We start from the raw sequence: 15,204 nt of genomic DNA, 5'->3' as shown, positions 1-15,204 counted from the left end.
GAACCGGGGCCGGCCGCACCGGTCAAACCCTGTTGGGTCGTGGACCAGCACGGCCGAAACCCCGGTCTCCTCCTCGAGTGGCGCCAGGTCGCGGCGGGCTGGCAGGGGCGGGTCGTCCGTCCCGTGCTCGACACCTCCGGGTGGGTGGTCGTCGAGGAGTGGCTGTCGGCCGACCTGCTCGGACCCGGGTAGGCCCGGGAGAGCCGGCTCAGGCGAGCCCTTCGAACGGCCGGACCTCGACCTTGCCACCGCAGGCCCGCGAGCCGTCGGCGGCCAGCTTCAGCGCCACATCGAGGTCGGGCGCGTCGATCACCCAGAAGCCACCGATGACCTCTTTGGTCTCGAGGTAGGGGCCGTCGGTCATCACCGGGGTGGCGCCTTGCCCGTCGACGACGGTCGCAGTGGTGGCCGGCTCCAGCCCGCCCGCGAAGACCCAGTAGCCCTCGGCCTTCAGCCGGTCGTTGAACTCACCGGTCGTGGCGAAGGCCGCCTCCATCGCCTCCCGGGAGCCGTAGCCGCCGAACTCCTCGCGCTCGACCGGCCCGTGCACGCTCATCAGGTAGTGCGTCATGTCAGTGCTCCTTGTGCTCCGGGGCGGTCCCGATGACCGCCTTCCACTCTCACCACGAAGGGGATCTCGGCGAAACGACAACCCTTCACCACTTTCTCGGACGCTGTCGAATCCGGCTCCGATGGTTCGTGGAGGAGGTGTCACCAGGCCCGTCCGGGTCACCACCACACAAGGAGTCGACATGACCACCACCACCGAGATCTCCACCAGCACCACCGCCACCGCCGCCCGTCCGGGAGCCCGGCCGGTGATCTGGAAGCGCGGCGTCGCCGCCGCTGCCATCGCGTCGGTCACCACCACCGTGCTGGCCGCCCTGGCCTCCGCCGCCGGTGTCTCGTTCGCGGACCAGACCGGCGTGAGCATCCCGATCGCCGGGTTCGCCGAGCTGACCCTGGCCTTCTCGCTCCTGGGTGTCGGGCTCGCCGCCGTCCTGTCCCGCCGGGCCCGTCGGCCGCGGCGTACCTTCGTCCGGACCGCGATCGCGCTGACCGCGCTGTCCTTCGTCCCCGACCTGACCTTCGGCTTCGACGCCGCCTCGGCCGCCACCCTGATCACCCTGCACACGGTCGCCGCGTCGATCGTGGTCCCGGCCCTCGCCTCGCGTCTCGTCCGCGCCCGGTGAGGAGCGCTCACCAGCGACACCCCTCGGTCGAGGGGTGCTTCGCTGTGTCAGCCGTGAGCAGTGCCCGCTGCGGCGTAGGCCATCGCCCGCTGCAGCGCGGCCGCCCGCATCTCCTCGGGCAGCTCCACCGGGCCACCGAGCGCGCTGGCGTGGAAGCCCGCCTCGGCGGCCTCCTCGACGATCCCGCCGACCAGGACGGCGAGCTCCGGGGTGCGGTGGAAGACCAGCACCCCGTGGTTGGCGAGCAGCACCGCCGGGTGGTCGGGCAGCACGGCCGCGCGGATGTGCGCGATCGCCTCGGCGGATCCGCGCGGCCCGTAGCCGGCGACCGGGATCCCGCTCGGGAGCCCGAACATCGCCAGTGCCTCGATCCAGCAGCCGATCGGCCGCTGGGCGACGGCGTACGCCGTGGCGAAGGGCGAGTGGGTGTGGATAACGCAGCCGACGTCCGGCCGGTCGGCGTACATCGCGGTGTGCATGGCGACCACTGCTCCCTGGATCGGCGGCAGGTCGCCCTCGCGGAGCACGCCGTCCAGGCCGACCCGCACCACCGCGTCGAGCGGGTGGCCGCGCAGCGACGGGCCGGCGGTGAAGTACATCTCGTCGGAGCCGGGCTCCCGGATGCTGACGTTGCCGTGCCCGTTGGTCGAGATCGCTCCGCTCGCGACCACGCGCCCCGCCGTCTCCACGACCCGCTCCGCCAGACCCTTGTCCATGGGTCCTCCCTTCGCTGCGCCGACTATCCACCTCGGGTCGAGTCGGCGCCAGGGGCGGGCCGCCGTTCGTCGTACTAGCGTGTCGACCATGGCGGATGTGGACGAGGTCAGGTCAATCGCGCACGTGTTCATCGACCTGATGTCGGTGATCACCGCAGCCCACGAGGACGAGCAGGGAGTCGACGCCCAGATCGCCCTGGCGGCCGGCCGCTTCATGGATCTCGGCGCCGTCTCGGCCTCGATGGCAGCCGACTCGGAGACCGCCCAGGTCGACCTGACGATGCTGGTCAGCGGCGCCGTCTACGCCATGCAGGCCCTGCTCGACGTCACCGAGCAGCTCTCCCCCGACCAGTACGTCGAGGAGCTGCTCGTCGAGTGGCGCGAGCAGGTCGACCCCTGACCGACGGCCCCGCGCGCAGTGTCGACGCTGTCGCCGGGACGGCCGGTCAGCCGATCCGCTGCCGGGCCCGGGCGGTGAGCGAGTCCTGCCACGCGAGGTCGAACGCCGCGGCGTGCTCGGCCGAGCGCGCCTGGAGGCGGGCGTGCAGCAGCCCGTAGGTGAAGTCGCTCTCCCCCGCCGCCAGCGCCGCGTCGGCGAGCTCGACCAGCGCGCCCTGCGCCACGACGTCGTCGTGAAGCTCGCCGAGCACGGCCTGGATCCGCTCGTGCGCCCGGACCATCCGCTTGGCACCCTTGCCGGGGAGCGGGACCAGCGCCTCGGCGGCGTACCGGACCCGCTTCGCGGCCTTGCGTACGTCGTGCAGCGCGGTGGACTCGGCCGGCTCGTCGGCGGCCCGGAGCACCAGCGCCCTCAGCCGCTTCCAGTCCTCGTCGAGCGCCTTCGCCAGGGTGCGGGCGGCCTTCTTCTCGGCCTTCTCGGTCCACGGTGGAGCCTCCGCCAGAGCCTGGACCCGGTCGACCAGGTCGAAGTACCGGCCCGACGCCATCGCCGACACGAGGGCGGCGCGCTCGACGTCGTACCTCTGGCGGCAGGCGGCCGCGATGCGGGCCCGGACCGGTCCGCGGACCAGAGTCGTCGGCACCTCGTCGACCAGGCTGGTGAGCAGCCCTGCGAGCACCTCGGCATCGCGCGGGCCGCCCAAGAGGTCGCCGAGCCAGCCCAGCTCCTCGCGCAGCGGCTCGGTCTGCTCGACGTCGAGGAAGGCGGCATAGCTGGCCAGGGCGTGCCGGAGCCGACGCACGGTGACCCGCAGGTTGTGCACGGCCCCGGGTGAGTCGTGGCGCACCCAGGGATCCTGCTGTCGCAGCGCGGCGGCCTGGGTCAGAAGGCGAAGCTGGATCACATCGGCTGCGGGGCTCTTGCCCCTCAGCTCGGGTCGCAGCGTGGCGCCGGCCGGCGTCAGCCGGTCACCGAGGGCCTGGACGAGCTTCGACGGGCTCTGCGAACGACGGGCGCCGACCGACGCCATCAGGTCCGCGACCCGCACCAGCAGGGAGAGCTTCCCGGAGACCAGCTCCACCTCGGCCTCGCGCCAGGTGATCGGCGCCAGACCCGGCGCGCCGGAGGTCACCGGCTCGGCCGAGACGCGGTCGTCGGCGAGCTCGGCGAGCACCTCCCCGCGCTTGTCGTGCAGGCGATGAGCCCGACGTTCGGTGCGGATCACGACGACCGGTGCCAGCTCGTCGTCCCGGACGATGCCGGCGACCACCTGGCGCAGGGCCGCCGGCGGCGTGCGCACAGCCCGACCGAGGGGCAGGGCGATCTCGAGGCGGCCGTCCTCCCGGGGCAGCTTGAGGTGCCAGCCGGCGTCCTCGCCCCCGGTCCTACGGCGGAGTGTCACGCCCGCGGCGGCCAATGCCAGGCCGGGGGTGTCGAAGTACGTCGCCACCAGCTCGTGGTCGGCCACCGACACGCTCTTCACCCCGGAGATGGTGCCGAGGTCGGGGAGGACGGTGGACTCGTCGAGAGCGTACTTGTCCTCGACCTCGAGGTGGTCGGCGCTCATGCCACGTGTCTACCGGGCCAAGGTGAACGCCGGGGGTTGCGAGTTGTGGAGCGCGGACGTCGATCCCGCTGTTACGTTCGTGGCACGGGCCTGTCTCCGAAGCGGGAGAAGCGTTTCTCCCGTCTTCACCCCTTCTCCGACAGGAACCGTTGTGCGCTCTACTGCCGACTCCGGCCCGCACGCCGCCCGCCCCCGCCGTACCAAGCGGCTGGTCATCGGCCTCACCACGGCCGGTCTGGGAGCCCTCGGCATCGCCGCGGTGCCGTCCAGCGCATCCGCCGCGACCTTCAACGACGAGGGCTCGACGCACTTCTTCGTCGTGCCTGCCGGGGTCACGGCGCTGACGGTCGACGCCGTCGGTGGCGCGGGCGGTAACGGCCCGCTCGCGGGTGGCCAGGCGGCCGAGGTCCAGGCCACGGTGAGCGTGACCCCCGGGCAGACCGTCTACGTGCACGTCGCCGCGAACGGCAGCTACGGCACCGGCGGCGGAGCGGCCAACGGTGGCGGCGCCTCGCAGACCGCGGCGTCCGGAGGCGGAGCGTCCGACATCCGCGTCGGAACCGACGACCTGGCCCACCGGGTCCTGGTCGCGGGCGGTGGCGGAGGCTCGGGCAACACCAAGCAGGGCGCCGTGGGTGACGCCGGTGCGGCCGGCGGAGACGGGCTGCAGAGCTACTGCGCCGGCGGCGGCGGAGGCAGCTCGGCCGCCCAGCCCGGCACGCTGGTGGCCGGCGGCGCCGGTGGCACCGGATGCACCTTCTACGGGGCCGGCACCGCCGGCACGCTCGGCGTGGGCGGGCAGGGGTCCTACTCCCCCGAAGGCAATGTCACGGGCGGCGGCGGTGGCGGTGGCTACTACGGCGGCGGTGGCGGCAACCCCTACAGCGGTGGCGCGGGTGGCTCGAGCTACGTCGAACCCTCTGCGACCGGGGTCAGCACCTCGTTGGCGCCCCTCGGGTCGACTCCGTCGGTGACGTTCGTGTCGGTGACCTTCGGCCAGTCGATCGCCTTCACGTCCACGGCCCCGGCGAACCCGGTCGCTGGCAGCAGCTACCTCGCCACGGCGTCGAACGGCGGCTCCAGCGCCCCGCTGACGTTCTCGACCACCTCGGCCACCTGCACCGTGACCGACAACGGCGACGACACGGCAACGGTGCACTTCACCCACCTCGGCGGCTGCACGATCGCGGTGGACCAAGCCGGGGACGCCAACTTCACCGCGGCCCCGCAGCAGACCCAGTCGATGAGCGTGGCGCAGGGCTCGCAGACGGTCGCCTTCACCTCCACTCCCCCGGCCCCCGCCGTCGGCGGCTCCTACCTGGTCACCGGCACCGGCGGCAACACGGCCAACCCGGTGACCTTCTCCAGCGCCTCGTCCACCTGCACGGTGACCGACCACGGGGACAGCACCGCCACTGTCGACTTCGTCCACGTCGGCGACTGCTCCGTGAAGGCCGACCAGGCCGGCAACGCGGACTACACCCCCGCAGCCCAGCAGACCCAGACCATGATCGTCGGTCAGGCCGCGCAGTCGATCGGCTTCACCTCGGCCAGCCCGGTCGGTCCGAAGGTGGGCGCGTCGTACCTCGTCACCGCCACCGGCGGCGCCTCCACGAGCCCCGTGACGTTCTCCTCGACCTCGACCTCGTGCACGGTGACCGACCACGGCGACGACACCGCCACCGTCGAGTTCATCCACGCCGGCGCCTGCGTCGTGGCGGCCAACCAGGCCGGCAGCTCGGACTACACCGCCGCAGCTCAGCAGACCCAGTCCGTCACCGTGGTCCGCGCCACCCAGACGATCAGGTTCCCGAAGCTGAAGGCGATGCGGCTGCACCACGCCAACCAGGCGCTGCGCGCCACCGCCACCTCGTTGCTCCGGGTGCACTACGTCACCAAGACCCCGCGGACCTGCAGCGTGGTCCGGGGCAAGGTGCACGCCCGGCACAGAGGCACCTGCACCATCGCCGCAGCCCAGGCTGGCAACTCCGACTACTCCGGTGCGGCCACCGTCAAGCGCTCCCTGAAGATCACCCGCTGACCCTCTCGGCTGTGACGCCCAGAACGACGTCCACAGTGCGGCTCGTCGTACCCGAAATGGGCTCGCCCGATCCACCCATGGAAACCCACGACTTCTACTAAAATTTGGCAATGCCAGGGACTCGGGCCGACACGCGCTTCACCGAGTTCCAGCAACTCCGGCGGTTCACACCCCTCGACGGCCTCCGCGGAGTCAGCATCGCGCTCGTCATCACCGCCCACGTCTATGACCCGATCTGGACCTATTTCCACGGGGCCGTCGTCTTGTTCTTCGTGCTCAGCGGCTTCCTGATCACCACCCTGCTGCTCCGCGAACAGCACAACACCGGCCGTATCTCGGTGACCAGCTTCTACATCCGTCGGATCTTCCGCATCCTGCCGCTGTACTACGTCTCCCTGGTCGGCTACACGATCCTGATCCTGGGGCTGCACCTCAACGGTGGAGAGAGCGCGTTCCGCCGCGACCTCCCGCTCTACCTCACCTACAACAACGAGTTCGAGCACGGCTCCACCTTCGGCCACACCTGGTCCTTGGCGGTCCAGGAGAAGTACTACCTCGTCTGGCCGGTCATCGCGTTCGCTGTGCCCTTCCTGGCACGCCGCCGCCTGGCGCTGACTGCCGCTCTGACCGCGAGCACCTTCATCGCCGCCTGGACTCCCTGGTCTGCCCTCAACTACTTCGGCCTCTACTCAGCGATCCTGGTCGGCTGCGTCACCGCGATCCTCATGCACGAGCGAGCGACCTTCGACCGCCTCGCCGTGGTCTCGAAGGGCTCCTGGTCGATCGCAGCGCTCACCGCCTACGTGCTGGCCGTCGCGCTCATTCCCTCCGCAACCCCCCGGAACCAAGCCATCGCCCTGATCACGGCCGTTCTGATCGTCGCCACCCTCAGCGGCAACCGGTGGCTCGCTGCCGGGCTCAGCCGACCCTGGCTCACCTACATCGGGACCCGCTCCTACGCGATCTACCTCATCCACCCTGTCGTCAAGAACTTCGTCGACCTGGGCCTGGCCAGCGGCAGCCACAACGTGGCAGTCGAGCTCATCCGGTACGGCGCAGTGCTTGGGATCTCGCTCTTCGTCGCCGAGGTCACGTACCGGCTCGTCGAGCAGCCGATGATCCAGCTCGGCCGGAGGATCAGCCACTCGCGCCGTCCCCCGCGGACGGTGCCTGCCGAGCGCGAGTCCCCAGCGGTGGCACGCACGTCGCTCGACGTCATGGTCTCCAACTTCACCAACCACGTCCTCGACGTACGCCGCGAATCACCCGGCACCGGAGCCCCCGCGGGTCCCTGATCAGGCCCCGGTGGCACCGATCCCCACCCCTTGGGGTGAGGTCCCGGTGCTGTCACTACGCGCCCCGGTTGTGGTAGGCACAAGGTAAAGACTCGATCGAAGTTCCACGCGGCCGAGTCCGGAGTCCTAACTTCGAACTGTCGCGGGATGCTCCCGCGGTCCTCTGACCCCCCCGGAGGAAGTAATGCGGTTCAACGACGCCCCGCGACGATCGAGCCTCGGTCTCGCACTCGCCGGGCTTGCCGGCACCATGCTGTTCGCACTCGCGCCGGTGGCGTCCTCGCCCGCTGCCGCCACCGATGCTGCCATCTCCGGACCCTTGCGGATCGGCAGCTACAACATCCAGATCAGCCAGCCGATCAACCAGTTCCGTCAGGCCGTGGACTTCATCAAGTCGGTCTCCGACGTGGCCGGTCTCCAGGAGGCCGGCGGCGCCCCGCGCCGCCAGTATCTCGACGGCGACAAGAGCTGGCGGATCTATCACCCGCCGGGCCTGCCCCAGGACCCGGTGATCTGGAACCCGCACGTCTACCAGCTCATCTCGGCCAAGCAGGTCAAGCTCTCCGACTCCACCCGAGTGGAGGCCGGTAACGGCCGCACGATGCCGTGGAAGGCTCTCTGGGCCCCGGTGGTCCGGCTCCGCCAGATCTCCACCGGCTACAAGTTCTCGGTGATCAACGTGCACCTGATCCGGGCCGCGATGAACGAGGGACGCCCGCGCCGGAACGCCCCGCTGACCTACAGGGTCTATGTCCACCAGGTGAAGGCCGTGAAGGCCGCCGTGCATGCCGAGCAGGAGGCCGGTTGGCAGGTCTACGTCACCGGTGACTTCAACATCGGCTACGTCGCCGACCGCCAGGTGCAGCTGCGCAAGGCGCCGTACCACAAGCTCACCCGCCGGCACTTGATCGCGAACTGGCAGGGCCAGAGGCTTAACAACTACGGCACCCACATCGACAACCAGTGCCCGCCCAGCAAGTCGCACTGCGGTGCCTACATCGACCAGATCTGGGCACCGACGCCTGCGGCCAGCTCCACGGTGTTCATCCACGAGATCCACTCCGACCACTACCCGATCATGTCGACCTACGTGACCCCGTAGTTGCTGACCTACACGCGCTCCTGGGGTCGGTCACGCGGCCTCGGCCGGGACCGGTTCGCGCTCGGCCCGGGCCAGGACTCCGCCAGGGCGCGGGCGGGCGGTCAGAAGCCCCAGAATGACCAGAGGCCGCCTCCCACGAAAGTGGAAAACAGCCTCTGACCTGCGGAAACTCGGTCGGGCTGACAGGATTTGAACCTGCGACCCCTTGACCCCCAGTCAAGTGCGCTACCAAACTGCGCCACAGCCCGATGCCCGTCGGAGCTGGCTCCGCTGGGCGGTGTGAAGGGTATCGCAGCGGGCGGGGACGCCCGAATCGGCCCGGCTCCACGTCGTACGGCGGGAGGGTGGGGCGCTCCTCAGCAAGTTCTTCGGCCGCGAACACCGCTGTCTCAGGGCCAGCACAGCGTTCTCACGGGATGGTGGTGCTGGATGGGAGCATCCACTCCAGGAGGAGCTCCATGGACCAGCCGGTCGACCCCTACCAGTTCTCGTTCCCGTACGACGCGCCACCGCCGCCGCCCCCGGCGCCGGCTCCGCGTCGCCGCGGGCCGCGCCTGGTCGCCGTCGGTACGGCGGTGGCCGTCGTCGTGGCCGCGGGGGCCGGTGGGTTCGCGTTCGGCCGACACCACGACGGCAACGGCAGCGCTGTCGGCTCCACGCACGGCTTCGCCGACCAGGGCAACGGCGGCACCACGCCCTTCGAGGGCTCGCCGTTCAACGGGCCGGGCGGCCCCGGCGGGGCGCCGTTCGGCTCGGGGACCAGCGGCACACCGGCCACCACCGACCAGCTGACCGGGCTGGTCCGGATCAGTGCGACCTTGAAGTACCAGGGCGGCCGCGCGGCCGGCACCGGGATGATCCTGACCAGCGACGGTGAGGTGATCACCAACCACCACGTCGTCGAGGGCGCGACCCGGATCCGGGTGACCGTGATGGACACCAAGCAGAAGTACGCCGCCACCGTCGTCGGCATCGACTCCAAGGACGACGTGGCCGTGCTCCAGCTGAGCAACGCCAGCGGCCTCCAGACCGTCACCACCGACACCAGCGCCGCCAGCGTGGGCGACGCGGTCACGGCGGTCGGTGACGCCGGTGGCTCCACCTCCTCCTTCAACTCCGCCCCGGGCAAGGTCACCGCGACCGGCCAGCACATCACCACCCACAGCCAGGACAGCAGCCGCACCGAGAAGCTCCACGGCCTGATCGAGATCAGCAGCGACGTGATCTCCGGTGACTCCGGCGGCGCGACGTACGACGCCCAGGGCGCCGTGATCGGCATGACCACCGCCGCCTCGTCGGGCAACAACGACGTCGTGGGCTACGCCATCCCGATCGGCACCGTGCTCTCCATCGCGGGCGACCTCGAGCAGGGCGCCCAGAACGCGCGCTACGAGTACGGCACCCCGGCCTTCCTCGGCGTCGGGCTCTCCGGCACCGGCACCCGGGTCGCCGACGTCTTCCCCGGGACCCCCGCCGCCAGTGCGGGCGTCACGGCCGGCGCCACCATCACCGCCCTGAACGGCACCCCCGTGCGGACGGCCGCGGCCCTGCGCCAGGCCGTCACGACGTACTCCCCCGGCGACTCGGTGACCCTGACCTGGACCGACCTGGCCGGGTCGACGCACAGCGCGACGATGACGCTGATCGACGGGCCGGTGGCCTAGTCCGAGAGATTTCCGAAGTCTGTACGTTTGGGGGTTGACACGGTGGGGCACTCTAGAGTCACGTCACTCCGGCGTGGCTCAGACGTCGGTGGGCGGCTCACGCGCGAGGGTGCCCCATGTCCAACCTGACGATCGCCAACATCCTGCTCTTCTTCGCGATCCTGTGCCTGGCGCTCAGCGCCGCGGCCGGGCTGATGCTCTACTTCTTCTACTCCTTCGGCGCCACCACGCTGGCCGGCGCCGTGCGCCACCAGCAGCTCCCGCACGAGCGCTGACCCGCGGGGAATGTCCCCGCGGCGGGTGCGGTTGGCCCGGTGACCTGCTGGACCCGACCGAGGAGACCTCATGCCCACACGCACCGCACGCACCGCCTGGACCGGCACCCTTCAGGAGGGAACCGGCCAGGTCGAGCTCACCAGCTCCGGCCTCGCGACGTACGACGTGTCGTTCCCCAAGCGGGCCGCCGACGACGCTGACGGGACCACCAGCCCCGAAGAGCTGATCGCCGCCGCGCACTCCGCCTGCTACGCCATGTCCCTCTCCGGCGGGATCGCCGCCGCCGGTGGCACCCCGATCGCCCTCGACGTCAAGGCCGACGTCACCCTCGGCCCCGACCCGGCCGGCGGCTTCCGGCTGACCGGGATCACCCTCACCGTGCGCGGTGAGGTCGAGGGCCTCGACGCCGACGCCTTCGAGAAGGCCGCCCAGGCCGCGAAGGCCGGCTGCCCGGTCAGCAAGGCCCTGACCGGCGTCGAGATCACCCTCGACGCCGCGCTCGAGAGCTAACGGGTCGCCCCGCTGCTGTTGCTGACCTTCAGCGACGAGGTGTCGACCGCGACGAACGCGCGCGCCGGGATCTGCTTGAGCTGCTCGATCATGGAGTCCGGCCACTTCGCGTTCTGCTCGCCCTGGAAGTACCACGGCGAGCCGTTGTCGGCGAGCACCAGCCCGTAGACCTTCATCGCCCGGACTACCGCCATCGCGTCGGCACCGAAGCCGCTGGGGTGGTACGACGACCGGAGCCGGAAGCGAGCCCCCATCGGCGGGTAGCGCCGGCTCGACGTCGAGCCGGCGTCGTGCCGCGCCGGCCAGAGGTGGTGGCTCGAGGTGACGTCGGTGGTGAACCGGATCGCGTGGTCGACGTGATGGGTGCGGACCTCGTTCCACCGCAGCAGCCCGGGCAGGATCGGCAGCCCGGCGGCGTCCGCGGAGGTCCAGGTGTCCGGGCGGAGGTGGTCGGAGGTCAGCGACCAGGTGGCGCCGGAGTAGGCGTGCCAGTGACCGCTCCGCTTGCGGGTCAGGTAGGTCTCGTAGAGCCGACAGGCGTCCTTGTCGACCATGATCGCGTGCCGGTCGCCGGTCGACCTCGCCCCGCCCTCGATCCGGGTGTCGCTGCCCAGCGGGTAGCGCACGTGATCGCTCTCGCCGCTGGCCTGGCTGTCGAACCTGACCCGCACCCTCGGGTGACCGGAGCCCACCACCGTGATCGGGATGCCGTAGTCGGGCCCGTTGCCGAACGACGGCCCGAAGTCGGGGTGCAGGTTCACCGACGTCGACATGTGGGAGAGCCACTGGCTGCTCCGGGCCGCGACCGGCAGCGAGCGGATGTCGGCGTTCCAGTAGTTGTCGGCCGGGAAGACCGGACAGGTCGTGCCCGCGACCGGCTTCACCGCCGACGTCGTGGTCGCGCGAGACGCCGGCTGGGCCTGCTGCGGCCCCGCCTGCGCGCCGTACGACGCGCCGGTCACCGCCAGCGCAGCGGCGACCGCGAGGGCTGGTCCCCGGCCCCTCATGCGTCCGGCCGCCCGCCGACCGCGACCGCGACACCGAGCCCGATCATCGAGACCCCGCCGACGGTCCCGAGCGCACGCCCCCGCGACGGCGACCCGTTGAACCAGGTCCGCAGCCGGCTGGCGAGCAGTGCCCACAGGCTGTCGGAGCACAGCCCGATCACGAACGCGATCAGGCCGAGCAGCAGCATCTGCACGGTGCCGCTGTCGCGGCCGGGCTCGACGAAGGACGGCAGCACCGCTCCGAAGATGACGTAGGCCTTGGGGTTGGTGAAGCCGACGACGAAGCCTTGGCGGAGCGCCCGCAGCCCGCGCACCTCGGGGCCGTCGAGGTCGGTGACCTCGACGCCGTGCCGGTGGCGCAGCGCCTGGACCCCCAGCCACACGAGATAGGCGGCCCCGGCCAGCTTGAGCACCAGGAACGCCGTGTCGGAGGTGGCCACGAGGCTGCCGAGCCCGAGGGAGACCAGCACCAGCACGACCAGCAGGCCGAGGGAGTTGCCCAGCACCGTGGTCAGAGCCACCGCCCGGCCGTAGGTGATCGCCCGGCCCACGGTGAAGACCACGCTCGGCCCGGGGATCGCGATCAGCACGAGCGCCACCAGCCCGAAGCCGAGCACCTGATGCAGCGTCACCATGCCCGGCATGGTCTCACGGCGGCTCGGGTCAGCGCTTGCGCTTCTCCCGCACCCGCTGGGTGAGCACGATCGGCGTACCGACGAAGCCGAAGTCCTCACGCAGGCGACGCTCGATGTAGCGCTCGTAGCCCGCATCGAGCTTGCCCGACGTGAACAGCACGAAGGTCGGCGGCGCCGTGGACGGCTGGGTGGCGAACATGATCTTGGGCTGCTTGCCGCTGCGCACCGGATGGGGGTGCTCGGCGACCAGGCGGCCCAGGAAGGCGTTCAGCGCCCCGGTGGGCACCCGGGTCTCCCAGCCCTCCAGCGCCTTGTCGAGGGCGACCACGAGCCGGTCGACGTGCCAGCCGGTGCGGGCGGTGATGTTGATCCGCGGCGCCCACTGCACCTGCACCAGCTCGCGCTCCACCTCGCGCTCGAGGTAGTGCCGGCGGTCCTCGTCGACGAGGTCCCACTTGTTGAACGCGATCACCAGCGCCCGGCCGGCCTCGCGGACCGTCTGGAGGATCCGCACGTCCTGCTCGCTGATCGTCTGGTCGGCGTCGAGCACCAGCACGGCGACCTCGGCCCGGTCAATCGCGGTCGAGGTGCGCAGCGAGGCGTAGAACTCGTGGCCCGAGGCCTCCTTGACCCGCTTGCGGATGCCCGCGGTGTCGATGAAGCGCCACTCCCGGCCACCCAGCTCGACCAGCTCGTCGACCGGGTCGACCGTCGTCCCCGCGACCGAGTCGACCACGACCCGCTCCGAGCCGGCCAGCCGGTTGAGCAACGACGACTTGCCGACGTTGGGCTTGCCGACGATCGCGACCCGCCGCGGGCCGAGCGGCTTGTCGAACGACTCCGGCGGGGGCTCGGGCAGCGCGGCGATGATCGCGTCGAGCATGTCGCCCGAGCCGCGGCCGTGCAACGCCGAGACCGGGAACGGCTCGCCCAGGCCGAGGTGCCACAGGCTGTGCGACTCCGCCTCGATCCTCTGGTCGTCGGCCTTGTTCGCGGCCAGGATCACCGGCTTCTTCGAAGCCCTCAGCACGCGGACGACGGCCTCGTCGGCGTCGGTGATGCCGACCGTCGCGTCGACCACGAAGAGGACCGCATCGGCCAGGTTGACCGCGACTTCGGCCTGGGCCTTGATCCGCTCGGCGAGCCCGCGGGCGTTGGGGTCCCAGCCGCCGGTGTCGACGACGGTGAAGGCGCGTCCGGCCCAGACCGCGTCGTAGGAGACCCGGTCGCGGGTCACGCCCGGCACGTCCTCGACGACCGCCTCGCGGCGGCCGAGGATCCGGTTGACCAGGGTGGACTTGCCGACGTTGGGCCGGCCGACCACCGCCAGCACCGGCACCGGGCCGGCGGGCTGGTCGAGCTCGTCGCTGACTGTCATGACATCTCCTTCGCGGACGCGGCCGGGATCGGGCCGGGGAGGGCCTGGCCGGTGAGGGCCAGCCCCGCCTCGAGCTCGGCGCGCATCCGCTCGTGCAGCTGGGTCGAGGTGGCCGCGACCATGCGCTTGGTGCGCGGCCACGGTCGGGGTGGGACGTGGAAGGGGGCGCCGTAGACCAGGTCGAGGACGGCCTTCGGGGTCGGCAGGGCGTCCTTGCCGCTGCCGGCCGGGCGGGTGCCGTACATCATCAGCGGCACGATCGGGGCCCCGCTGACCAGGGCGAGGTACGCCGCGCCGTTGTGGAAGCGGGTCAGGTCGCCGGCGCCCCGGTTGCCCTCGGGGAAGATGCCGACCGCTCCCCCGTGCTCCAGCACGTGCAGGCAGGCGCGGACCGCACGGCGGTCGGTGTGGGTGCGGTCGAGCGGGATCTGCCCGGTCAGCCGCAGGAAGCGCCCGAGCCGGCCCTGGAACATCTCGTCCTTGGTCAGCGCGTGCACCGGCCGCGGGCTGAAGATCGCCAGCAGCGGGCCGTCGATGACGCCGGTGTGGTTGGCGGCGACGATCACCGGGCCGGTGGTGGGGACGTTAGCGCCGCCGTGCACGCGCACGTCGTACCGTCGCCGGACGATCCAGCGCGATGCCGGGCGGCCACCGTGCAGCAGCCAGGTCGGCGGGTGCCGCCGGGTGGTCATCGCCGGTCCTCGACCGCGTCCTCGACCAGCCCGACGATCAGGGTGACGACCTCGTCCAGGGTGTACGGCGTGGTGTCGACGTGGACCGCACCTGCGGCCATCGTGAGCGGCGAGGCGGCGCGGGTGGAGTCGACCCGGTCACGGGCGAGCAGCGAGGACTCGGTGGCGGCGAGATCGGTGCCACCCTCCTCGGCGGCGCGGCGTGCGGCCCGCGCCGCGGGATCGGCGGTGAGGTAGACCTTCACCTCGGCGTCGGGTGCCACCACGGCACCGATGTCGCGGCCCTCGACCACGATCCCGCCGCCGCCGATCGCCTCACGCTGGAGCCGGAGCAGCCGGGCCCGAACCTCGGGCACGGCGCTGACCGCCGAGACCGCGCCGGTCACCTCGGGGCTGCGGATCGCCTCGGAGACGTCGACGCCGTCGGCGGTGATGGTGGGTGCGAGCGGGTCGGTGCCGGAATCGATCACCGGCTCGTCGCAGCGGGCCACGACCGCGGCCGCGTCGTCGACGGGCACGCCGCGCTCGAGCAGCCACCACGTCATCGCGCGGTACATCGCCCCGGTGTCGAGGTAGCGCAGGCCGAGCCGGGCCGCGACGCCGCGCGACGTGCTCGACTTGCCGGAGCCAGAGGGTCCGTCGATGGCCACGACGACGTCGCTGTGTGCGCGCTCGCTCATGACAACCTCTCCTGGCCTGGCTGGGACGTGGTCCTGGCCCGCCGACCA

General features: G+C 71.5%; 17 protein-coding genes and 1 tRNA gene. 9 read left to right on the top strand and 9 right to left on the bottom strand.

Features of this window, described 5'->3' with window-relative positions:
* Window positions 1-39 precede the first annotated feature (39 nt).
* Window positions 40-192 (top strand): hypothetical protein, encoded by a 153-nt coding sequence (locus tag E3N83_RS19430; protein WP_191907945.1) that lies wholly within the window; start codon window positions 40-42, stop codon window positions 190-192.
* 16 nt (window positions 193-208) lie between these two features.
* Here the strand turns inward: E3N83_RS19430 and E3N83_RS04615 are convergent, their stop codons facing one another.
* Window positions 209-571, bottom strand: coding sequence for a YciI family protein (locus E3N83_RS04615; RefSeq protein WP_151082186.1), 363 nt, complete (start codon window positions 569-571; stop codon window positions 209-211).
* 181 nt (window positions 572-752) lie between these two features.
* Here E3N83_RS04615 and E3N83_RS04610 point away from each other — a divergent pair, with 181 nt between their 5' ends.
* Complete coding sequence (locus E3N83_RS04610) at window positions 753-1,193, top strand: DUF6069 family protein (protein WP_151082185.1); 441 nt, start codon at window positions 753-755, stop codon at window positions 1,191-1,193.
* 47 nt (window positions 1,194-1,240) lie between these two features.
* Here the strand turns inward: E3N83_RS04610 and E3N83_RS04605 are convergent, their stop codons facing one another.
* A complete protein-coding gene (locus E3N83_RS04605; RefSeq protein ID WP_191907944.1) occupies window positions 1,241-1,909 on the bottom strand; it encodes a class II aldolase/adducin family protein in 669 nt (222 codons plus the stop codon).
* Between the two features lie 88 nt (window positions 1,910-1,997).
* On the opposite strand from E3N83_RS04605, the gene E3N83_RS19425 reads away from it, so the two are divergent.
* Window positions 1,998-2,309: a hypothetical protein gene (locus E3N83_RS19425; RefSeq protein WP_191907943.1), complete on the top strand. Its 312-nt coding sequence runs from the start codon at window positions 1,998-2,000 to the stop codon at window positions 2,307-2,309.
* A 46-nt stretch (window positions 2,310-2,355) separates the two neighbouring features.
* Here the strand turns inward: E3N83_RS19425 and E3N83_RS04600 are convergent, their stop codons facing one another.
* Complete coding sequence (locus E3N83_RS04600) at window positions 2,356-3,876, bottom strand: CYTH and CHAD domain-containing protein (RefSeq protein ID WP_151082183.1); 1,521 nt, start codon at window positions 3,874-3,876, stop codon at window positions 2,356-2,358.
* A gap of 151 nt (window positions 3,877-4,027) precedes the next feature.
* Between E3N83_RS04600 and E3N83_RS04595 the strand changes: the two genes are divergently transcribed.
* The 3 genes from E3N83_RS04595 (at window position 4,028) to E3N83_RS04585 (ending at window position 8,314) form a co-directional block, all read left to right on the top strand.
* On the top strand, window positions 4,028-5,917 hold the full coding sequence (locus E3N83_RS04595) for a glycine rich domain-containing protein (protein WP_191907942.1): 1,890 nt from the start codon (window positions 4,028-4,030) through the stop codon (window positions 5,915-5,917).
* Between the two features lie 110 nt (window positions 5,918-6,027).
* Window positions 6,028-7,212: an acyltransferase family protein gene (locus E3N83_RS04590; protein ID WP_151082181.1), complete on the top strand. Its 1,185-nt coding sequence runs from the start codon at window positions 6,028-6,030 to the stop codon at window positions 7,210-7,212.
* A 184-nt stretch (window positions 7,213-7,396) separates the two neighbouring features.
* Entirely contained in the window at window positions 7,397-8,314 is a 918-nt protein-coding gene (locus tag E3N83_RS04585; RefSeq protein ID WP_151082180.1) for an exonuclease/endonuclease/phosphatase family protein, read from the top strand.
* Between the two features lie 174 nt (window positions 8,315-8,488).
* On the opposite strand, the gene E3N83_RS04580 is transcribed toward E3N83_RS04585, so the two are convergent.
* Window positions 8,489-8,562: transfer RNA gene (locus E3N83_RS04580), tRNA-Pro, on the bottom strand.
* 210 nt (window positions 8,563-8,772) lie between these two features.
* On the opposite strand from E3N83_RS04580, the gene E3N83_RS04575 reads away from it, so the two are divergent.
* The 3 genes from E3N83_RS04575 to E3N83_RS04570 all read left to right on the top strand — a co-directional run bounded on the left by E3N83_RS04575 (window position 8,773) and on the right by E3N83_RS04570 (window position 10,764).
* A complete protein-coding gene (locus E3N83_RS04575) occupies window positions 8,773-9,978 on the top strand; it encodes a S1C family serine protease (protein WP_151082179.1) in 1,206 nt (401 codons plus the stop codon).
* A 116-nt stretch (window positions 9,979-10,094) separates the two neighbouring features.
* A complete protein-coding gene (locus tag E3N83_RS19420) occupies window positions 10,095-10,253 on the top strand; it encodes a hypothetical protein (RefSeq protein ID WP_191907941.1) in 159 nt (52 codons plus the stop codon).
* A 70-nt stretch (window positions 10,254-10,323) separates the two neighbouring features.
* Window positions 10,324-10,764: an OsmC family peroxiredoxin gene (locus E3N83_RS04570; protein WP_151082178.1), complete on the top strand. Its 441-nt coding sequence runs from the start codon at window positions 10,324-10,326 to the stop codon at window positions 10,762-10,764.
* Here the strand turns inward: E3N83_RS04570 and E3N83_RS04565 are convergent.
* The 5 genes from E3N83_RS04565 to cmk are packed head-to-tail and all read right to left on the bottom strand — an operon-like array spanning window position 10,761 to window position 15,156.
* Complete coding sequence (locus E3N83_RS04565) at window positions 10,761-11,771, bottom strand: hypothetical protein (RefSeq protein ID WP_151082177.1); 1,011 nt, start codon at window positions 11,769-11,771, stop codon at window positions 10,761-10,763. The two genes, E3N83_RS04570 and E3N83_RS04565, sit on opposite strands and share 4 nt — an antisense overlap.
* Window positions 11,768-12,406, bottom strand: coding sequence for a LysE family translocator (locus tag E3N83_RS04560; protein WP_151082176.1), 639 nt, complete (start codon window positions 12,404-12,406; stop codon window positions 11,768-11,770). The genes E3N83_RS04565 and E3N83_RS04560 overlap by 4 nt, the downstream gene beginning before the upstream one ends.
* 28 nt (window positions 12,407-12,434) lie before the next feature.
* A complete protein-coding gene (der, locus tag E3N83_RS04555) occupies window positions 12,435-13,784 on the bottom strand; it encodes a ribosome biogenesis GTPase Der (protein WP_151082175.1) in 1,350 nt (449 codons plus the stop codon).
* The gene (locus tag E3N83_RS04550) at window positions 13,781-14,476 is read right to left on the bottom strand and encodes a lysophospholipid acyltransferase family protein (protein WP_151082174.1); all 696 of its coding nucleotides are present in this window, start codon (window positions 14,474-14,476) and stop codon (window positions 13,781-13,783) included. Before E3N83_RS04550 ends, der begins: the two co-directional genes overlap by 4 nt.
* Window positions 14,473-15,156 (bottom strand): (d)CMP kinase, encoded by a 684-nt coding sequence (cmk, locus tag E3N83_RS04545; RefSeq protein WP_151082173.1) that lies wholly within the window; start codon window positions 15,154-15,156, stop codon window positions 14,473-14,475. Before cmk ends, E3N83_RS04550 begins: the two co-directional genes overlap by 4 nt.
* Window positions 15,157-15,204: the final 48 nt, after the last annotated feature.

Origin of the sequence: Nocardioides cynanchi (assembly GCF_008761635.1) — a bacterium.
In the GTDB taxonomy this organism is placed as follows: domain Bacteria; phylum Actinomycetota; class Actinomycetes; order Propionibacteriales; family Nocardioidaceae; genus Nocardioides; species Nocardioides cynanchi.
The sequence above is the reverse complement of the archived record's forward strand: the minus strand, read 5'-3'. Positions and strand labels throughout refer to the sequence as shown.